16 protein-coding genes are annotated in these 20,137 nt (G+C 48.3%); 1 reads left to right on the forward strand and 15 read right to left on the reverse strand.

Annotation, left to right across the window (positions count from 1 at the left end):
* Positions 1-68 precede the first annotated feature (68 nt).
* The 13 genes from MKX30_RS16615 to argC form a co-directional block, all read right to left on the reverse strand.
* Positions 69-1,703 (reverse strand): glycosyltransferase family 39 protein, encoded by a 1,635-nt coding sequence (locus MKX30_RS16615; RefSeq protein ID WP_053326220.1) that lies wholly within the window; start codon positions 1,701-1,703, stop codon positions 69-71.
* Positions 1,704-1,806: 103 nt separating this feature from the next.
* On the reverse strand, positions 1,807-3,408 hold the full coding sequence (locus tag MKX30_RS16620) for an ArnT family glycosyltransferase (RefSeq protein ID WP_341063021.1): 1,602 nt from the start codon (positions 3,406-3,408) through the stop codon (positions 1,807-1,809).
* Positions 3,405-3,824, reverse strand: coding sequence for a GtrA family protein (locus tag MKX30_RS16625; RefSeq protein WP_023990626.1), 420 nt, complete (start codon positions 3,822-3,824; stop codon positions 3,405-3,407). The genes MKX30_RS16620 and MKX30_RS16625 overlap by 4 nt, the downstream gene beginning before the upstream one ends.
* Positions 3,787-4,794 (reverse strand): glycosyltransferase family 2 protein, encoded by a 1,008-nt coding sequence (locus MKX30_RS16630; RefSeq protein WP_023990627.1) that lies wholly within the window; start codon positions 4,792-4,794, stop codon positions 3,787-3,789. Before MKX30_RS16630 ends, MKX30_RS16625 begins: the two co-directional genes overlap by 38 nt.
* A 23-nt stretch (positions 4,795-4,817) precedes the next feature.
* The gene (locus tag MKX30_RS16635) at positions 4,818-7,277 is read right to left on the reverse strand and encodes a glycosyltransferase family 2 protein (protein WP_053326222.1); all 2,460 of its coding nucleotides are present in this window, start codon (positions 7,275-7,277) and stop codon (positions 4,818-4,820) included.
* Positions 7,270-7,521, reverse strand: a complete 252-nt coding sequence (locus MKX30_RS16640) for a hypothetical protein (RefSeq protein WP_023990629.1) — start codon at positions 7,519-7,521, stop codon at positions 7,270-7,272. The genes MKX30_RS16635 and MKX30_RS16640 overlap by 8 nt, the downstream gene beginning before the upstream one ends.
* A gap of 513 nt (positions 7,522-8,034) precedes the next feature.
* Positions 8,035-9,447 (reverse strand): argininosuccinate lyase, encoded by a 1,413-nt coding sequence (gene argH, locus MKX30_RS16645; RefSeq protein WP_028542127.1) that lies wholly within the window; start codon positions 9,445-9,447, stop codon positions 8,035-8,037.
* A gap of 86 nt (positions 9,448-9,533) precedes the next feature.
* Entirely contained in the window at positions 9,534-10,769 is a 1,236-nt protein-coding gene (locus tag MKX30_RS16650) for an argininosuccinate synthase (protein ID WP_013312249.1), read from the reverse strand.
* Between the two features lie 60 nt (positions 10,770-10,829).
* On the reverse strand, positions 10,830-11,786 hold the full coding sequence (gene argF / locus MKX30_RS16655) for an ornithine carbamoyltransferase (RefSeq protein ID WP_023990632.1): 957 nt from the start codon (positions 11,784-11,786) through the stop codon (positions 10,830-10,832).
* Between the two features lie 48 nt (positions 11,787-11,834).
* The gene (locus MKX30_RS16660) at positions 11,835-13,097 is read right to left on the reverse strand and encodes an acetylornithine transaminase (RefSeq protein WP_053326224.1); all 1,263 of its coding nucleotides are present in this window, start codon (positions 13,095-13,097) and stop codon (positions 11,835-11,837) included.
* 53 nt (positions 13,098-13,150) lie between these two features.
* The gene (argB, locus tag MKX30_RS16665; protein ID WP_025723996.1) at positions 13,151-13,990 is read right to left on the reverse strand and encodes an acetylglutamate kinase; all 840 of its coding nucleotides are present in this window, start codon (positions 13,988-13,990) and stop codon (positions 13,151-13,153) included.
* A gap of 118 nt (positions 13,991-14,108) precedes the next feature.
* Positions 14,109-15,335, reverse strand: a complete 1,227-nt coding sequence (gene argJ, locus MKX30_RS16670; RefSeq protein WP_028542130.1) for a bifunctional glutamate N-acetyltransferase/amino-acid acetyltransferase ArgJ — start codon at positions 15,333-15,335, stop codon at positions 14,109-14,111.
* 103 nt (positions 15,336-15,438) lie between these two features.
* Positions 15,439-16,488 carry an N-acetyl-gamma-glutamyl-phosphate reductase gene (gene argC, locus MKX30_RS16675; protein ID WP_023990636.1) on the reverse strand — a complete coding sequence of 350 codons (1,050 nt, stop codon included), beginning with the start codon at positions 16,486-16,488 and terminating at the stop codon, positions 15,439-15,441.
* 391 nt (positions 16,489-16,879) lie between these two features.
* Here argC and MKX30_RS16680 point away from each other — a divergent pair, with 391 nt between their 5' ends.
* Positions 16,880-17,800, forward strand: coding sequence for an SMP-30/gluconolactonase/LRE family protein (locus MKX30_RS16680; RefSeq protein WP_013312255.1), 921 nt, complete (start codon positions 16,880-16,882; stop codon positions 17,798-17,800).
* A 94-nt stretch (positions 17,801-17,894) separates the two neighbouring features.
* Here MKX30_RS16680 and MKX30_RS16685 read toward each other — a convergent pair whose 3' ends face one another.
* Positions 17,895-18,794, reverse strand: coding sequence for a YitT family protein (locus MKX30_RS16685; protein WP_023990638.1), 900 nt, complete (start codon positions 18,792-18,794; stop codon positions 17,895-17,897).
* A gap of 96 nt (positions 18,795-18,890) precedes the next feature.
* A protein-coding gene (gene prfB / locus MKX30_RS16690; protein ID WP_103744773.1) for a peptide chain release factor 2 occupies positions 18,891-20,004 on the reverse strand; the annotation gives its coding sequence in 2 pieces (ribosomal slippage) (positions 18,891-19,931 and positions 19,933-20,004; 1,113 coding nt in all).
* Positions 20,005-20,137: the final 133 nt, after the last annotated feature.

Here is a 20,137-nt window from a genome sequence, read left to right on the forward strand (position 1 = left end):
TAAAAAATCCCCGCAGCTTCCCTCATCGCACCATAGCGAAAGGATAGGCTCGGGGATTTTTATGCACATTAGGGATTTGTCGTGGTCTCCGTCGATGGAGATCCTTTAGTTAGTGACTTGGGTAGCACCTTGTACAAGCGCCACTCACCATTAAACTCACGTTCAAGCTGGACCCAAGGAGCGCCTTTTTCATATAAATTCGGATATACCATATTGATTTTACTCAGTGGCATGCCTGACATGATCTTAGGTACAAGGATATAATCCACATGGCTATCCTGCGGATAACTTAATGCCTTATTGAACAAATAATCACTGGTAATCAGGAAGCGTTTTGGATATTGGCTGTAGACAATCATGGTGTAGGCTGAAGCCGAATCGGTCATAATGGTAGACTTCGGCAGATGCTCATCCAACCAGACGGCAATCTTACGATCTGACTCCTGTCTCACATAGTTCACATTCCCCGTTCGTGTGAGAAAGCTGTTCTCATCCGGTGCAATATCCGGGCGAGTCAATGCATAGGAAAGTAATCCAGCGGTAAGCAGCAGACTGACGGACACCAGGCCAAAGGCTGCCCTCCGCCATCGTCCCTGAAGCTGGCTCAGCTCATAGGGCAACCAGGCGACGGTAATTGGGAACACGTACATAAAATAACGAAACCATCCGTACGAAGATTGCTTCATCATGAGTAAAAATTGCAACCCTGGCACTGACAGGAACAGCAGCAAAATAATCCATGTTCCCCATCGGAACAAGCGTCCACTCAACAGACGAATGAACAGAATAGCAAACAACGGTACCGAATACCAGAGTGTTTTGGAAGCAATAAATTTCAAGGCCACCAGCGGATTGGAGAAAATCTCTACAAACTTATCATCATTCAGCAGCTCTGCCGATTGGGCCGTGTTCGAATACTCCGAATTCAGGAAATAAAAAGCATTCCCCATAATGAGATAGTTGAAGAAAATCCACAACAGCCCGGAAAAGACCACAGGGAGCAGAAGCAGTAACCAGGTTGCCTCGACCTTGTGCAGTTTTTCTCGCAAGGCCAGTTCACGTCTGCCCATGTTTCGATGAAGAAACATGATCGCCAATACCACTCCACCCGCCATTGCCACGCCCAGAGGAACCGCTTCATAGCGAGTCCAGAACGCCATGGCAAGCGCTAATCCAGAAACAATCAAACTTGCCGTCATGCGATCCTTGAGCCACAATGCAAACTCAATCACCGTCATCATAATGAAGTATATGTATAGCGAATCGCTCAGCCCATTGGCACCAAACAGTAAAATAAACGGATTCAGTGCATACAACAGTGCCAGCATGATGCTCATCCCTGAGCTAAGCCCTGTTCTGACCCCCGCCCGATACAGCAACATAGCGGTCAAAGCAGCAAAGGTAGCACTAAGAATGACAGCAGCCAATCCATAGGTGGCTAATGCCGGAAAGATTGGATACAGCAGTAGAATCACCATTTCCAGAAGACTGGGTAGTGGATTCCAGATAAATCCGATTGCGCCCAGATGCGGGTCACGGCTGTACAACACATAAAATGCATTAGCTACGCGACTGAGCGCGTCTGTGTGCATATATCCCAGAACATAGCTGAAATAGATGCCCGCAGACAGTTCCAATGCAAGTATAAATACAAACAGACCTATAGCCATCCATCTGCTTGCAGACCATTTGCGAAAGGACATTCCTCTCGTTCCCCCTCAAACTTCTTGCGGTGATACAGCTGTAGCCTAATCACACCCTACAGCTGTATGCTTCCCTCCGCTACGATGCACTAAAATATAATAATTATTTCGATTCTTCATGCTCTATTTTGTATAGTCGCCACTGCCCGTCAAAGTCATGTACCAACGAGGCCCACGGCGCTCCCTTTTCGAACAAATCAGGATAGTTCCGGTTCACCTGATCCATCGGTACCCCATCCACCAAGCGCGTGACCAAGACATAATCCACCTTGGAAGCAGGCAGATCCATTAAAGATTCCCCAAAGTCAAAATCACTCGTAATCATAAATTTCTTTGGAATTTTACTACTCAAAATAATCGGATAGGCGGCATAGGAATCTGTCAAAATGAGGGATGAACCATAATGCTCATCCAGCCACGGCGCTATTTTCCGCTCAATAATTTGCCGTTCGTAGCTTTCATTGCCACTATGCGTCAAATAGCTGTGTTCATCCGCTGCAATCGCGGGGTTCGTCAGTGCGTAGGATAACAAACCTGCTGTTACCAACATCCCAACTGTTACCAGAGAGATTCCAATTCCCCTCATTTTTCCCTTTAATAAACTTAGCTCATACGGCAACCAGGCAACCGTAATCGGGAATACATACATAAAATATCGGAACCAGCCAAAAGAAGACTGCTTGAGCATCAGCAAAAGCTGAAGTCCAGGCACCGATAAAAAGATTGCTAATAGCGTAAGCGTGCTCCAACTCAACAGACGTTTGTCCAATAGTCGTATGAGCAAAATGGCAATCAACGGAGCAGCATACCATAAGGTTCGTTGCCCGATAAACTTTAGCATCAGCACAGGGTGGGCAAACATGGCCACAAAGCGTTGATCCTCCAACAAAGCCGCTGATTGTGTGGAATTGGAATACTGCGAGCGTAAAAAGTAAAGTGGGTCGCCCATGATAATCCAGTTAAAAAAGAGCCACAGCAGACCGGAAAAGACAAGTGGCAACAATAATAGAAGCCATGTCGCCTCCACCTTGTACAGGCGCTCTTTTAAAGACAATTCCGTTCTAACCCTCTCTCTGTTTGTACGCCACCGGTGCAGAAAAAAGATCGTCAGCAATACACCCAAAGCCATCGCAATACCCAGCGGAACTGCTTCATAGCGAACCCAAAATGCCAGTGCAAGCGCAAAACCGGATACGATCAAATTCGCCGCCTTGCGATCCTTCAACCACATACAAAATCGACTCACTGTCAACAGGATGAAAAAGATATATGGCGAGTCACTCAAGCCGTTGAAGCCAAACAGAAACATAAATGGATTCAGTGAAAATAATAGCGCAATCAGCAAACTGGTTGCACCGTGAAGCCCCAACTGTTTGCCCGTCGCATACAATAATGCCGCGCTCGCCCCTGCAAATAGGCTACTCACAATCACTGCCGCCAGCCCGTGGGAAGCGAGTACTGGAAATAAAGGATAAAACAACAGCACAATCAGTTCCATCAAACTGGGCAGCGGATTCCATACAAACCCGATAGCACCCAAGTGTGGGTCACGACTGTATAGCACATAAAATGCGTTAGCCACTCGACTGAGCGCATCGGTATGCATATAACCAAGATACCATGCAAAATACACACCCACGGCCAGTTCAAGAGCAGTAATACAAGCAAACAATGATAGCAATTTTCCGTGTTTTCTTAAAATCATGAAACCTCTTTCTGACGCTGTTGCGGAACGGAGAAGATCCAGTAACGGTTCCAGATATAATTATGAACAGGCACGATGATGGTAGTTAGTACTTCACCGATCAGATACGACCAACCGATCCAGTGAATGGTCACGTACATCAGAGCGGCATTTAAGAGCAAGCCACAGGTACAGACCAATAAATATTTAAGAAACTGGGTGCGGCTTCCCTCGCCGGTAGGCTCGAACGTCCAGTTTCGGTTCAGCACATACGAAACGAGCAATGTAACCACGAATCCGATTGTAGTAGCCGTTACTGCTGGTACCGTAAACAACTCCACCAGCAACACAAGCACACCAACATGGATACCTGTACCCAGCAGCCCCACAATACCGTATTTAATGATTGGATACTTTAGATATGAACGTCTGATCATGTTGATTAAACTCCCTGTCCACCCACAATCGGTCAGCATTCGCCCGTTTATCTGCTATCAGATAGCGAGGCCTAGCTTTGACTTCGTGATATATGGCGGCAATATATTCTCCTACCACACCAATTGACAGCATGAGTACACTGCCAATAATCAAGAGCAGCAAAATGACAGTGGTAAAACCGGTCACAGCATCACCCGTTAATTTGCGCATTAAGGTCTGAATCCCCAATACGACTGAAATCAGCATAAAAATGAGGCCCATCAGACTCACTACCCGCAATGGTACTGTCGAAAACGAAACGATCGCTTCTGCTGCCAGTCGAGTCAGCCCTAACGGACTCCAGCGGCTTGGCCCCTCTTCACGTGGAGCCACCCGGAATGAAATCTGGGTTTTACGGAAACCTAGCCAGGCCGTCATCCCACGGAAAAACGGCATCCGTTCTGGCATCGCCATCCAGGCATCCACCACTCGTCGATCCAGTAGCTTATAATCGGAGGCATCCTTGAGATTAAAGCCCGTCAAGCGGTTCAGGGTCGCGTAGAACAAAGAAGCTCCGAGCTTTTTGCCCACCGACTCTTCTCCCCGAAATTCTTTCACACATTCGACCAAATCATAACCTTCATTTTGCCATAAACGTACCATTTCACCAATCATTTCAGGAGGATGCTGCAAATCACCGTCCATGACAATGATTGCATCGCCAGAGGCATTTTCCAAACCTGCACACAACGCCAGTTCCTTACCGAAGTTCCGACTCAGTCGGAGCGCGAGCAAAGAGGGCATACGACGGGACAATTCGGACAGCTTGAGCCACGTATCGTCTTTGGAACCATCATCTACTATGATGAGCTCATAGCGTGAGGTGACAACAGACAATACCCCATCAATTACCTTAAGTGAACGCTCGAGATGCGAGCTTTCATTATACATGGGAATGACGACGGATAAAAAAGGTGTTTTTGTCTCCATTCTTGCTCCTTCTTTCTTCATATTCAGGAGGACTGTGCCGGGGTATCATCCAAGTCGTGCATATCGGTCAGACCATGTGTCGTCTTCTCCCAATAGAACGGCTTGGTAATGAGCTGCCAAGCGGCTTTCACCGCAGCTATACTCATAAGTACCCAATATAACGGCGAGAGTAGCCCATATTTGACCATCGCGTATGAAAATGTTCGTTCACCGCGCTCTTCCAGTTCCCCGATGACCCAATACATTCCGGCCACGTTACTGAATACGAACAGAAAGTTACCGATATAAAATTCCGCGCTGGCCAGGTAATACACATACCCCGGGAACAGCTTGGGAATAAAGGATAATTCCCAGCCAAACCATAAAATAAGCAAGCCCCAAAAAATCGGATTCAGCAACGGCAACATCGGAGTTGCCAAAATCATCACCTGAAAGCCGAAAAAGCCCTTCCAGCCCACTTCGCGCACCAGCTTAACCGGATTGCGCATATGAACCAGCCATGTCTGCATATACCCCTTGATCCAGCGTGACCGCTGACGAATCCAGTTGCCCACGCGGCTGTTAGCTTCCTCCCATGTGCGGGAATCGACAATAGCAGTTTTGTAGCCGCCTTTATACAGACGTATGCCCAGATCGGCATCCTCGGTTACATTGTAGGGGTCCCACGCATTAATATCTTTCAATACAGATACCCGAAAATGATTGGATGTGCCGCCTAAAGGAATTGGGGTATCTAACTGCATAATACCCGGCAGCAGTAACTCGAACCACATACTGTATTCTTGAGTGAACCAGCGGGTCAGCAAATTTTGTGTACTATTAAAGTAGTTGAGCTTCGCTTGAATACATGCATAATGCTCAGGGAGTGAATCGAACGCTGCAATGACCTTTTTAAGCTGATCAGCGTCGGGACGATCCTCAGCATCGTAAATCACGACAAACTCGCCACGTGCCCGAATAAGTCCATAATTACATGCCTTCGGCTTGGTTTTCGGCAAACCGTCTGGAACGACCAGTGTCGTGTAATAGGCCGGCAGCTTCATTTCACGAAGTAGCTCGATCGTCTCAATGTCATCCTCTTCAATCAGCAGCCGCACGTCCAGCTTGGACTTTGGATAATCCAGCTGCTCCAAATTCCGCAACAACATCGGAAGCACGCCCGCCTCCTTATACATAGGTACAAGAATGGTATAGATCGGCAGTTTCTTTTCATCCATGGCGTCAACCTCTTCCTTCGTAAAACGAAGCTGCGCCCCACGCCGGGAACCGAGATAAATAATGCCAAATTTAAATAGCGTCATCGCAAAATAAAACAGCTGAATCATCATATTGATGATCAACACCGTTTTCCAACTGTTCCACAAGAGACCGAGCAGTGTAATCATACCCATAGCTGCGAACACCCAAAGTTGTCCCTTTGTAAAAGTCGTCCGCGCCGAATTGTGCGGTTCTTTTTCCAATAGCCCAGTCGTGCTCTCCTGCATCATTTCTTCACCGTAGATTTTACCCCAGAGCTGCTCCATCTCTTCCTTCGTAGCAAGCACCTGCTCTACCGGCATACCCAGGATTTCCTCCAGCTTCAAGCGTCGCTCTTCTGGCAACGGATCGCTAACCGCCACAATATATCGGTTCATATACTGATGGATGACGACCACGCCATAAGCCATTGCCACTTGCTCGGGTAGTTTGTACGCCGCATCCAGCGCCAGCTCCTCACCAATGCGCCCGATTCGGTTCTGTGTAGCAATCGCGCGGTACAAATCCGCAGGTTCCAGCATTTGCAATGACAGCAAGATGTCGCCGAGCAGCCCGCCGCTCTTCGCCTGGAACTCCAGTGCGCGCTCCAGTTGTTCCGGTAATATATAGCCGGAACGAACCAGCATATCGCCTAGGCGCTCCTTGGACTCGTCGCCGTCAACCTGCTCTTGGAGCTGCTCGGCTGTAATGAAGCCCATCTCTACAAGAATATCACCCAACCTGCCACCGTAACGCTTCTGGTTACGGATGGCATCTGTCAGCTGATCGCGGGTGATCATCCCGTTCTCCACCAGTTGATCCCCCAGACGGGCCTTGCCGTTTCGTCCACTCTGCGTTCCTGTTGCCGCCTCTTCGCCTTCCGTACCAGGGATACTGGAACCAGCGCCCATAGCAGCTCCTGCTGCTGTCTGTTCCTGCCCAGAGGCATATTGGACTTGAGCCTCCTGCACCTGTCCATCCTGTATCCCTTCATCCAGCAATTGTTCCACAGCTGCTGCTGTATCATTGGCGTTCTGTATCGCCTGGATACGAAGTTCTGTATCCTGAAGTCGCCGTTCTAACTCTTCAATATGAAAATCAAGCTTGTACAGCACCGGGGCCTGCTCTAACCGCTGAGCCTCTAGCTGTTGTTGCAGTTGTTCGATTCGCTGACGCTCTTCTTTTATTCTTCTCTTGGTTTGGCGAATTGAAACTCCTCCAACCTGCCACCTAAGCTTGTCACCCATGAATTCCCGCCCTTTCAATCCAGCGCCGCTCTTCCGCAAGCGCATCCGCAAGCAGCTGCTTTAACTCCGCATCCCGCTGCTTTTTCCGTTCCAGCGCCGCGTGGAAAAGTTCCCGCTCCTCACGCAGTAACTCCTCCGCTTGCACCCGTTCCTCATGCAATGAAGATATCAGTTGATCGGCTTCAGAAGCGCGATAACCGAACCAAGCGCTCTTTAACTGACGCGCCGTCCTTTTAGTTCTCATAATACCTCCCTAGATCATCCCGACTCTGCCTTCAGCTACATCGACTTTAGAGCTTTTACTTGCCATTCTCCCGAAACCAGGACATACCTATGTTCTCATTCAAGCCCTTCATTTACACATTTATGAAATTGTCCTAATCAAAAGTGCCTCTAGTAACTTGACATTTATTTATTGAATATAGTTCTTGTCCTATTGAATTGGTAATTCAATGAAAAACTTAGTGCTATTCTACCATAATCATCGTAGGCGTAGTATACAAAAATGTAAATTCTAGAAACTTTCACACTAGCGTATTAGTAGGTATTTAGAACTATAAAATAAATGCTATGAAAAATACCTTCCAGGAAATCTATGCATTTCATGATCATTGGGATCATGAATAAAACAAATACCTCAAAAAGCACAAAAGACACCGCGAACGGTGCCTTTGAAACCTAGATTGCTAATTCCTTAAAATCTGATTTTACACAGCATCCCGCTACTGTGCAAGACAATAATATCTTTCTTTACTGATTAATTTTTCGGCTTGTGCCCTTCAAACCATGTTGATGTATTCGCCAGGAGCTGTTCACTGCGCCCAATGGCTGCCTGTACCTGCCCAGTAGCGGTTCCGCCATATACATTCCGTGCATTAACTACCGCTTCTGGTTGAAGCACCTCATAAATACGATCGTCGAACAGATCCGAAAACTGCTGAAATTCGTCCAGTGTCAGATCAAGCAAATATTTTCCATGCTGGATGCAATACAGCACGGTTTTGCCAATGACCTCATGCGCCTGACGGAACGGAAGCCCTTTGCCGACCAAAAAGTCCGCAATATCAGTTGCATTGGAGAAATCCTGGTTGACCGCTTGACGCATGCGATCCTTGTTCACCTTCATCGTGGCGATCATCGGTGCGAACAGTTGCAAGGCTCCTTCCAGCGTGGCAACGGTATCGAACATCCCTTCCTTGTCCTCCTGCATGTCCTTGTTGTATGCCAGCGGCAAGGATTTCAGTACTGTCAACAAGCCCATGAGGTTTCCATAGACACGTCCGGTTTTACCACGTACCAACTCCGGTACGTCCGGGTTTTTCTTCTGCGGCATAATGCTGCTGCCTGTGCAAAAAGCATCATCCAGCTCGATAAAACCAAACTCCGTGCTGCTCCATAGCACCAATTCTTCGCTCAGACGAGACAAATGCGTCATAATCAGCGAGGCGCCAGCCAGGAACTCTACGATAAAATCCCGGTCGCTGACGGCATCCAGGCTATTTTCATATACGCCATCAAATCCCAGTTGCTCGGCTACAAAATGACGGTCGATCGGAAAAGTGGTCCCGGCCAAAGCGCCAGCACCGAGCGGCAACACGTTAATCCGCTTGTAGCTGTCTTTGAGTCGGTCAATATCACGCTCCAGCATAGACACATACGCCAGCAGATGATGTGCAAATAAAATAGGCTGCGCACGCTGCAAGTGTGTGTATCCAGGTACAATCGTGTCCAGATTATCCTTTGCCTGCCCGATTAATGCAGCTTGTACATCATGCAGCATACCCACCAGCGATACCACACGTCCGCGCAAATACAAGTGCATATCCGTTGCTACCTGATCGTTACGACTACGCCCAGTGTGCAGCTTACCCCCGACCGGACCAATGGCCTCGATTAGATTTTTTTCGATATTCATGTGAATATCCTCATCCGAAACAGAAAATTCAATTTCCCCACGGCGGATACGCTCTAGGACCGTGTGTAGTCCTTCCTTGATCGTGTCTGCATCCTCCTGCGGAATAATTCCACATTTCCCCAGCATGGCCACATGAGCCAAACTGCCTTGAATATCTTCTTCCGCCAACGCCTGATCAAACCCGATAGAAGCCGTATATTCCTCTACCAGTTTGTTCGTTTGCTTCGTAAACCGTCCGCCCCATAGCTTACTCATTGCATGATCCCCTCTCTGCAATACAAGCCGCCCTCGTCGTTTGGACAAGAACGGCCCGCATCCCGTACATTTTTTAGGTTACATCATTATTTATGATTTTGTGTTACACCCGCGTTGACCTTCAAACGCAGAGCATTCAAACGGATAAAGCCTGTTGCATCACCTTGATCGTAGGCTTGTGTCGGATCGGCTTCCATGGTCGCAATGTCCGGGTTGTACAAGCTAACTGGACTTTTAACGCCTGCGCCGATAATGTTGCCTTTGTACAGCTTCACGCGCACGGTACCACTGACATTTTTCTGACTCTCATGAACCAGAGCCTGCAAAGCGACACGTTCCGGTGCGAACCAGAAACCGTTGTAAACCAAGGTAGCATAACGGGTAATCAGACTATCACGCAGATTCATAACCTCGCGATCCATCGTGATAGATTCCATTTTACGGTGAGCTGTGAACAGGATCGTACCGCCCGGCGTCTCATAGACTCCCCGACTCTTCATACCAACAAAACGGTTCTCCACCATATCCACACGTCCGATACCATGTTTGCCGCCCAGTTCATTCAGTTTTTCCATCACTTGCAGTGGATTTAGCTGTTCTCCGTTCAAAGCGACGCAGTTACCTGCTTCAAATTCCAACTCCAAATATTCTGCTTCATCAGGAGCGTCTTCAGGCGCGTTGCTGAGCAAGAACATTTCTTTATTTTCAGGAGCACTTGGATCAAACCAAGGGTCCTCCAGCACACCGCTTTCATAGCTGATATGCAGCAGATTACGGTCCATGGAGTATGGCTTGGCTGCAGAAGCAGTTACCGGAATATCGTGTTTTTCCGCATAGGCAATCATTTCTGCACGGCCCGGGAACTGATTGCGGAACTCTTCCAGCCGCCAAGGTGCGATCACCTTGATATCCGGCGTCAACGCCGCCGCGTTCAGCTCGAAGCGCACCTGATCGTTACCTTTGCCTGTTGCCCCGTGAGCAATGGCTGTTGCTCCCTCGGCAATCGCAATATCGACCATCCGCTTAGCGATCAATGGACGTGCAATACTCGTTCCGAGCAAATATTGTCCTTCATATAAAGCACCCGCCTGGAACATCGGATAGATAAAATCCTTGGCGAATTCATCACGCAGATCATCAATGTACACTTTGGAGGCCCCCGTAGCGAGTGCTTTTTCCTCCAAACCGTCCAGTTCTTCCTTTTGACCGATATCTGCGGTGAATGCGATGATTTCAGCATCATAAGTTTCTTTGAGCCATTTCAGAATGACCGACGTATCCAGACCGCCGGAATATGCGAGTACGATTTTTTCTTTTGCCATTGTTGAAGTCCTCCCCGATTGCTTACCTTTATCTTCTTTACCTATCAATACCTATCAATCTTAAGCCATTAAAGCAACTAACAGCGCTTTTTGCGCATGCAGACGATTCTCCGCTTCATCAAAAATGACCGAATTCGGACCATCGATTACGCCTGCGCTCACTTCTTCCCCACGATGCGCAGGGAGACAGTGCAGGAATAAATAATCCGGCTTCGCCAGCTTGACCAGCTCCTCATTCACCTGGAAGTCGGCAAAAGCAAGCTCCCGCTCCTTCTGCTCTTCCTCAAAGCCCATGCTCGCCCACACATCTGTGTAGATCGCATCCGCATTTTGTACTGCTTCCTGCGGACTTTGGGTTATAACGATCTCACTACCTGTCTGTTTGGCAATTTCACGGGAAGCTGCGACCACACTCGGGTCAGGCTCGTATCCAGCTGGACTTGCGATGGACACATGCACTCCAAGCTTCGCTCCCCCAATCAAGAGGGAATGAGCCATATTGTTACCGTCTCCGATGTAAGCCAATTTGAGCCCTTTTAGCTTACCCTTTTGCTCATACAAGGTTTGATAATCAGCTAGCACTTGGCACGGATGAGCTAAATCACTCAATCCATTGATCACAGGAACGGACGCATAACGTGCCAACTCTACAACATTATCGTGCCCAAAGGTACGAATCATAATGCCATCTAGATAACGTGACATGACTTGAGCCATGTCGCTAATCGGTTCGCCGCGTCCCAGTTGAATGTCATTTTTGCTGAGGAAAAGAGCATGCCCACCCAATTGATACATACCGACTTCGAAAGATACCCGTGTACGTGTAGAGGATTTTTCGAAAATCAGTCCGAGCGTTTTCCCTTTTAGCGGCTGATAGGTTTCTCCGTTTTTGTGCTTACGCTTAATTTCAATGGCGAGATCAATTAAATACTGGATTTCCTCTGAAGAGTAATCGTCCAGTTCCAGGAAGTCCCGCCCCTTCAAATTCATCTGCTGCAGTGCGCCGCCCTGGCTCATGCTATCGTCTCCTTTTGTACTCTAGTCTAGGATGATTTGGCCTTTACACTAAGCCACATGCTCCCGAATCAATTCAGCAATCAATGTTACAGCCTGATCTATTTCGTCTTTCGTTACATACAAGTTAGGCAACAGACGAATCACGTTCGGTCCTGCTGTAATGAACAGAATCCCCTTCTTCTGTCCTGCCAAAACAAGCTCCGCTACCGGTTCTGCACACTCAATACCGACCATCAGACCTTTTCCACGGATATCCTTTACAAAAGGACTATCTCCAAGCTGCTTTTGCAGACTATGGAAAAGGTAATCTCCCATCTCAGCTGCACGTTCTGGTAGCTTGTCATCAATAATCGTTTCAATAGTAGCTTGAACCGCTGCCATAGCAAGTGGCGTACCTCCAAAGGTAGAACCATGACTGCCCGCTGTGAACGCTTCACGCAAATATCCTTTGCCTAGCATCGCACCCACAGAGAAACCACTGCCCAGTCCTTTCGCCAATGTAAAGATATCCGGCTCTATACCATAATGCTCAAAGGAAAACAGTTTGCCCGTCCGTCCCATACCTGTTTGTACCTCGTCAATGATCAGCAGCAAACCATGCTCGCGGCACAACTTTGTGATCACATCTACGAAAGCAGGGTCTACCGGATACATGCCACCTTCGGCCTGCACCATTTCCAGCATAATTGCCGCCGTATGCTCACTGATGGCTGCTTCAAGCGCCGTCTGATCATGAAGCGGAACACTTTTGAACCCAGCAGGAAGCGGTAAAAAACCCTCTTTAACTTTGTCCTGACCCGTAGCAGTCAAGGTTGCCAGCGTCCGTCCGTGAAAGGATTGCGTGAACGTAATGATTTCGTAGCGACCGGTCTGCTTTACCTTCTGGTGGTAACGACGCGCCAGCTTAATTGCAGCTTCGTTCGCTTCGGCCCCGCTGTTGCAGAAAAACACAGCATCCGCGCTGCTATTGGCTGTCAGCAAGGCAGCGGCTCGTTCTTGCCCCGGAATATGAAACAGATTGGATACATGCCACAATTCATCGATCTGTTTTTTCAATCGCTCAGCTACTGCTTGAGGCGCATGGCCGAGATTGGTAACGGCAATGCCTGACATGAAATCCAGATAACGCTTGCCCTGATCATCCCACAGCCAGCTTCCTTGTCCTTTTACCAGTGTAAGCGGGTATCTTGCGTAGGTTGGAAAAAGGGAGCTTTCTGTCTGCGCTTTTGCCGACACCTTTTCCGTTTGCACTCCGCTTCCATCCGCACTTGGCATTTCCTCGCTCACCAGCGTATTCGGTTCCTTACTCATTATGTTCACGCTCCTTTATCGTTTGGTTATATAGGTCGAGCTATATATTGTAATTACTGCATACGCACGATGCGTGTTCCAATCGATTCTCCGCCCAGCACACGGCTTAGTACCTGCGGTTCGCTACCGTTCACAATGACGACTTCCTTCACTTTGCCGTGGATACAGGCAATAGCCGCTCTCACTTTCGGGATCATACCACCGTATATTTCACCTGTGCTGATCATATCCTCAATCTCCTGTACGGTGATAGAATCCAGCACTCTCTTTTCTCCGCCATACTTCTTCAATATGCCTGGTACATCTGTAACGACGATCATCCGACTGACCCCCAGATGAGAGGCTACCGCACCCGCCGCTGTATCCGCATTAATGTTGTAACGCTGACCCGATCGATCAATCCCGATGGGTGCAATAACAGGCATATAGTCCATATCCAGTACACCTGTAATAATCGAGGCTTGAACGGATGTTACCTCTCCGACCCAACCGACCTCAGCGGCATTCGACACAGGCTTGGCTTCGATTAAATAGCCATCACTGCCTGACAACCCCAACGCTCGGCCCCCATGCATCCCTATTCTACGTACAATCTGCTTGTTAATGCTGCCAGCCAGTACCATTTCCACGACATCTAGCACGGGTTCAGTCGTTTTGCGTAATCCATGAATAAACTCTGTTTCGATCCCCAGCTTCGCCAAGTTGTCGGAAATGGCAGGGCCACCGCCATGTACAATGACAGGTTGAAGACCTTCCGACTGCAAACGCGCCAAATCTTCAAAAAAGGAATCAGGTAACGCAGCCAGCGTACTTCCTCCGCATTTCATCACAAAATTACGACGTGCCACTCCCGCATGATTCGCTTGATCCGCGTGTTCCACTGCCGATTGCATATCATCTCTCCTTTTCTTCTCTGCATATCCGTGCCATTTTCAAATGATACTGGACTTCCATCCGCTCGTTGCTTCTAACAACTACTATCCTTATTCAATCCGTATTTTATTCTGGTACCTATGTCCGATAAGCTGCGTTAATCCGCACATAATCATAGGTTAGGTCACAGCCCCATGCTGTAGCGGTTCCGTTCCCGTGATGCAAATCAACAATAATCTGCACCGTATCTCCCCGCAAATAGGCTAGCGCCTCTTCTTCGCCAAAAGCGACCGGACTCGATTGGCTTAGCACAACAATATCACCCAAGCGAATATCTACCGTATCTGGATTAACAGGTTCTCCGGCACGCCCTACGGCCGCAATAATCCGTCCCCAATTCGCATCTGCTCCGAAAACGGCCGACTTGACCAGACTGGACCCAACCACTGTCTTGGCTATCGCTTGGGCGGACGCATCGCTTACCGCTCCGCTTACAGACACCTCTACCAGCTTCGTAGCACCCTCTCCATCGCGAGCAATTGCCTTCGCCAGCTCTCGGCAGATATAGGTGAACGCCTCGGCAAAAGCGTCCCAATCGGGATGCCCTACGTGCAGCTCACGGTTGCCAGCCAGTCCGCTCGCCATGGCGATTAGCATATCGTTCGTGCTCGTATCCCCATCCACCGTAATCATATTAAAGCTGGTATCCGTTGCCTGCTTTAATAGTTGATGAAGCGCCGTCTGTCCGATCACTGCATCACAGGTCATAAAAGCGAGCATCGTTGCCATATTCGGATGTATCATGCCCGATCCCTTGGCCGCCCCGGCGATGTGTACGGTCACACCGTCCACCTCAACCGCCACACATGCTTCCTTTTTAACCAAATCCGTTGTCAGAATGGCTTGGGTAAATTGCTCCGCTCCATCGTTTGCCCCGTTCATACGGTCAGGTAAGGAGGATATTCCGCCAAGCACACGATCCATTTTCAAATGCTCGCCGATCACGCCCGTCGAGGCGACGGCTACATTGCTCTCAGCAACACCCAGTTCACGAGCCGCAGCCGAACGCATAGCGTAGGCATCCTGCTCCCCTTGCTGTCCCGTACAGGCATTGGCGTTCCCGCTGTTCACCACTACTGCCTGCAATCGACCATCTGCCAAGCTCTCGCGGGTCACCTTCAGCGGTGCAGCTTGAAACACATTGGTGGTGTACACCGCAGCAGCTGTCGCCTCTACCTCACAACGAATCGCGCCCATATCGTTGCGGTTCGAATTTTTTAGTCCGCAGTGTAATCCCCCGGCTGTAAAGCCACGCGGAGTTACAATGTTCCCCCCGTTTACTACTGTAAACTCTACTTTGCCCATAATTATGTGCCCTCGTTCGCAACATATTCGATGAATGGCAGCTGCCTGTATTCGAAATTCCGCTCGCTGACGTTTCCTGCATCTTGTTGCGGTTACTTGCTACTTACGGATATACCGGTATGAAGCCCAGCCCGAGGGTCTCCTCCCATCCCATCATCAAATTTAAATTCTGAATCGCCTGTCCAGCTGCACCCTTCACAACATTATCAATGACAGAAATAATCGTAAGACGCCCGGTTCGGGCATCTGCTGCAAAACCGATGTCGCAGTAATTCGAACCCAATACTTCCTTCGTTGCTGGCCATATACCTTCGCCACGTACACGGACAAAAGGATGCCCTTTATAATAATCCCGGTATAACCCGATAAGATCCTGATCTGTATGGTCACCCTTCAGCGTGACATAAATTGTACTCATAATTCCTCGGGTCATGGGAACAAGTTGTGTCGTAAACGTAATCGTAACGTCCTCGCCCGCAATATCACCTAGTACCTGTTCGATCTCAGGGATGTGCTGGTGCTTATTCACCTTATAAGCCTTGAAATTCTCGTTCATTTCCGCATAATGCGAAACAAGACTTGTTCCCCTACCCGAGCCGGATACACCGGATTTGGCATCCACAATCAGCGACCGATGGTCAATCCAATCCGCTTTCAGCGCAGGAATAATCCCCAGCAATGTTGCGGTCGGATAACAGCCTGGATTTGAAATAAAAGAAACGCCCGCCAGCTTTTCTGCATACACCTCACTGAGTCCGTATACCGCTTGCTTGAGATACTCGGGTGAAGCCGCAGGCTTTTTATACCATGCTTCATACGTTTCCCCGCTTCGAAGCCTGAAGTCCCCGGAAAGGTCAATGACTTTCAGTCCTGCATCAAGAAGCTGCGGCACTAACTTGGTACTAACGCCCGATGGCGTAGCAGTGAAAACCAGATCGGCCTTGGCAGCAATTTCGTGGACTTCGACACCGTCCAAATCCTGCACCACAATGTCCGTTAGATGTGGAAACCCGTCACTGATTGGGACACCCGCGCTGGACGAAGAAATAACAGATACAATCTCTACTTGCGGATGATGAACCAAAAAACGAATCAGCTCCACCCCGCCATACCCGGTGGAACCGACAATTGCCACTTTTAACTTGCTGCTCACAGACCTTCCTCCATTCCGTTCCTATGAAATATGTATTATTATACGACTCTATTCATATAAATACAACACCTCATGTCATGTTATTCCTCCAAATTTAAAATATGCGCTCTTGTCTATTCTTTTGACGGACAAGCTGTACGAGCTATAATAAAGGAAATAAAAAATAGACAGAGAGTCTCTTGAATACAGTCTGCCGTTTTGCATAAAGAAAAGGGGGGGGATATTCCCTTTAAATTATCTCATATATTGGTATTCATCTCGATTGGCCGTTTGCTGCACTTTATGAACTTGTTGAACATGAAGGGAGTCACATGGGCTGCATCTAGTGAATCTGCGCAGAGGAGCCGCTGAAGCGGATAATTGGGGTCGAAAATAAACTTAAACGTTAGGGGTGCTACACATCGAAACATATACAGCGAATATCGTTATAGATGCAAAGGCAAAGTTAGGCGAGGGTCCCAGCTGGGATCAGCGGTTTCAGCGTTTATTTTGGGTCGATATTGAAGGTTTTCAATTGCATATCTATGATCCTTCTACGTGCACAGATCGTACAATAGAGGTTGGTGAACATATTGGTGCAGTTGTACCTTATCTCAAAAATAAAGTGATCGTAGCGCTGATTAGCGGTCTATATTGTTTGGATATTGAGACAGGGGCCAAAGTATTGATCCATGATCCTGAGGAAGGTAAACTAGGTAATCGTTTTAATGATGGAAAATGCGATCCTACAGGACGTTTTTTAGCAGGAACAATGAGCCTAAATGGCGAACACGCGCAAGGAGCATTGTATAGTCTGAGCACAAAAGGCAATGTCTCCTTACTGGTTGATAAAGCTTCCATATCTAATGGATTAGCCTGGAGCGCAGATCATCGTACAATGTATTACATTGATACTCCAACATTGGAGGTCGTCTCCTTCGATTACGATGTGGCACAAGGCACGATTAGGAATAAGCAACTGGTGGCTAGATTGGATGAAAGTGAAGGGTATCCAGATGGCATGACAATCGATGCAGAGGGCATGTTGTGGGTCGCGCGATGGGGTGGTAAACGTGTCTCCCGTATCCATCCTGCTCATGGAGAAGTGATTGCTGAGGTGTCACTCCCCGTCAATTGTGTGACTTCGTGTGCTTTTGGCGGTGAACATCTGGATGAGTTATATATTACGACTGCTCAAGATAATGATAGTGCCGATCAACCATTAGCAGGCGGTCTATTTATGGTCAAAACAGGGGTAAGAGGAACGCTAACCTCGTATTTCAATCAAGGACAACCGGCAAATTGGCTTGAACGATTAGTAAAAAGAATCTAGTAAAGCTATTCTAAAAGAGAGAGGAGCCTACTACATTAGTGGGCTCTCCTGCATTGATTCAGTTAAGAGCAAGTCTCAGACAGGCCCCTTTGTTTTAGCTTTCCTTCTTAAACCCTTCACCCAATACCTCACGAGTATTACTAATAATCACAAAAGCTTCCGGGTCTACCAAGCGGACGAGCGTCTTGAGGCGAGTTACCTCGTTTTGTCCGACTACAACCATAAGAACAGGACGTTCTTCGTTCGTGTAACCACCCCGCCCTGCCAGCTCTGTCAATCCTCGGTCCAAATCCTGCAAAATAGCCTGCGTGATCGTTTCTTTCTGATTGGATATGATGTAAGCTACTTTGGAGTAGCTCAGTCCCATTTCCACAGCATCAATGACCTTACCAGTTACAAACAAGCCAATCAACGCATACAGCGCACGTTCCGGCGAGAGGGCGAAACCAGCCAGTGTAATCACCGTGCCATCCATCAACATGACACAGAGAGAAAGACTAAAGCCCGTATACTTTTGAATAATCTGCGCCAAAATAGCCAGTCCACCCGTCGAGCCCCTGCCCCGAAATACAGTCCCCAAACCCAACCCTACTCCGATTCCACCATATAGCGAAGCCAGCAACGGATTTGTTGTCGGAACTGCCCAGTCCTTCGTGACATAAACGAATAGCGGCAGCATAATACTTCCCAGTAAAGAACGCAAACCGTATTTTTTCCCTAACAGCAGGACCCCTGCTATAAATAACGGAATATTCATTCCCCACTGCGTATAGGCTGGTTCCAGGCCAAACAGGTCCTCACCCAAGATAGACAAGCCCGATACACCCCCGGATGCAATCCGGTTTGGAAGCAAGAACATGTTAAAGGTCAGCGCTGTAATGAAAGAGCCGAGTATAATCAGCAAAATGTCGGTCACGTTGCGTGCGGGTCCGCTGGCGGCAATCAGAGGCTTACGGCGTCTTCGGCGGGCAGCGGGGGGATTCAATTGAGACATCATTCGTGTTCTCCTTTAGTTAAAAATACCGTTACACAAAAATTCCTACAGTCCGCAGGCACATGGTCTGCAGACTGTAGGAAAACGTACAGGCTATTATTCTGCGTCCAGCTTAATTTGGCTGCGCAGGTAACCATCGATGAACGGATCGAGATCGCCATCCATGACAGCTCCTACGTTGCCAGTTTCCACGCTAGTACGATGATCCTTAACCATGCTGTATGGATGGAACACGTAGGAGCGAATTTGACTGCCCCATGCAATATCGGACTGTTCTCCGCGGATTTCGTCCAATTGCTGACGCTGCTCTTCGATCTTACGCTCGTAGAGCTTGGAACGGAGCATCGTCATTGCCTGCTCACGGTTCTTGATCTGGGAGCGCTCATTTTGACAAGTTACCACAATGCCGGAAGGAAGATGCGTAATTCGAACGGCTGAGTCGGTCGTATTAATATGCTGACCACCTGCACCGCTGGCCCGGTACGTATCAATTTTAAGATCCTCTGTCCGGATCTCAACGTCCACATCATCCGCAATTTCCGGTACGACATCGCAGGATACGAACGATGTATGCCGACGACCCGAGGAATCAAATGGAGAAATGCGAACGAGACGATGCACGCCTTTTTCTGCTTTGAGGTAGCCATAAGCATTATAGCCCTTGATCAGCAGCGTTACACTTTTGATCCCTGCTTCATCACCCGCAAGGTAATCCAGCGTTTCTACCTTAAAACCGCGTTTTTCTGCCCAGCGTGTATACATCCGTAGCAGCATTTGACCCCAGTCCTGCGACTCGGTTCCACCCGCCCCCGGATGCAACTCCAAAATGGCATTAAGCTTGTCATATGGCTGATTCAAAAGCAATTGGAGTTCAAACTCTTGAAGCTTGCTCAGCAAAGATCTGATACTATTTTCAATTTCTCCAGCCAGTGTTTCGTCGCCTTCCTCATCAGCTAGCTCAGCCATCATCCCCGCATCCTCATATTCCTGACGGAGCTGTTCATAGCTGTCTACAGAAGACTTAACCGCGTTCATTTCCGCGATCACGGCTTGAGCTTTATCGTTATCATCCCAAAAATCAGGCGCAGCCATCTTTTCCTCAAAGTTTGAGATCATTTCCTGTTTGAGATCTAAGTCAAAGAGACCCCCTAAGGTTTGTTAGTTTCTTGCCTATTTCTCTTAAATCATGTTTTACATTTGGATCAATCATGATGACATTCTCCTTTTAATATAGGGTTAGGGGGGTAAAAGCGTTGTGAGTTACGGCTGGGTGAAGAGACGCTGCGCGAATGATTTGATCTTACGATCGCTGGCGCTTCTCCAGATTCAAATCCTCCGCTTCG

The organism is Paenibacillus sp. FSL P2-0173, from assembly GCF_038008045.1.
Lineage (GTDB): Bacteria > Bacillota > Bacilli > Paenibacillales > Paenibacillaceae > Paenibacillus > Paenibacillus polymyxa_B.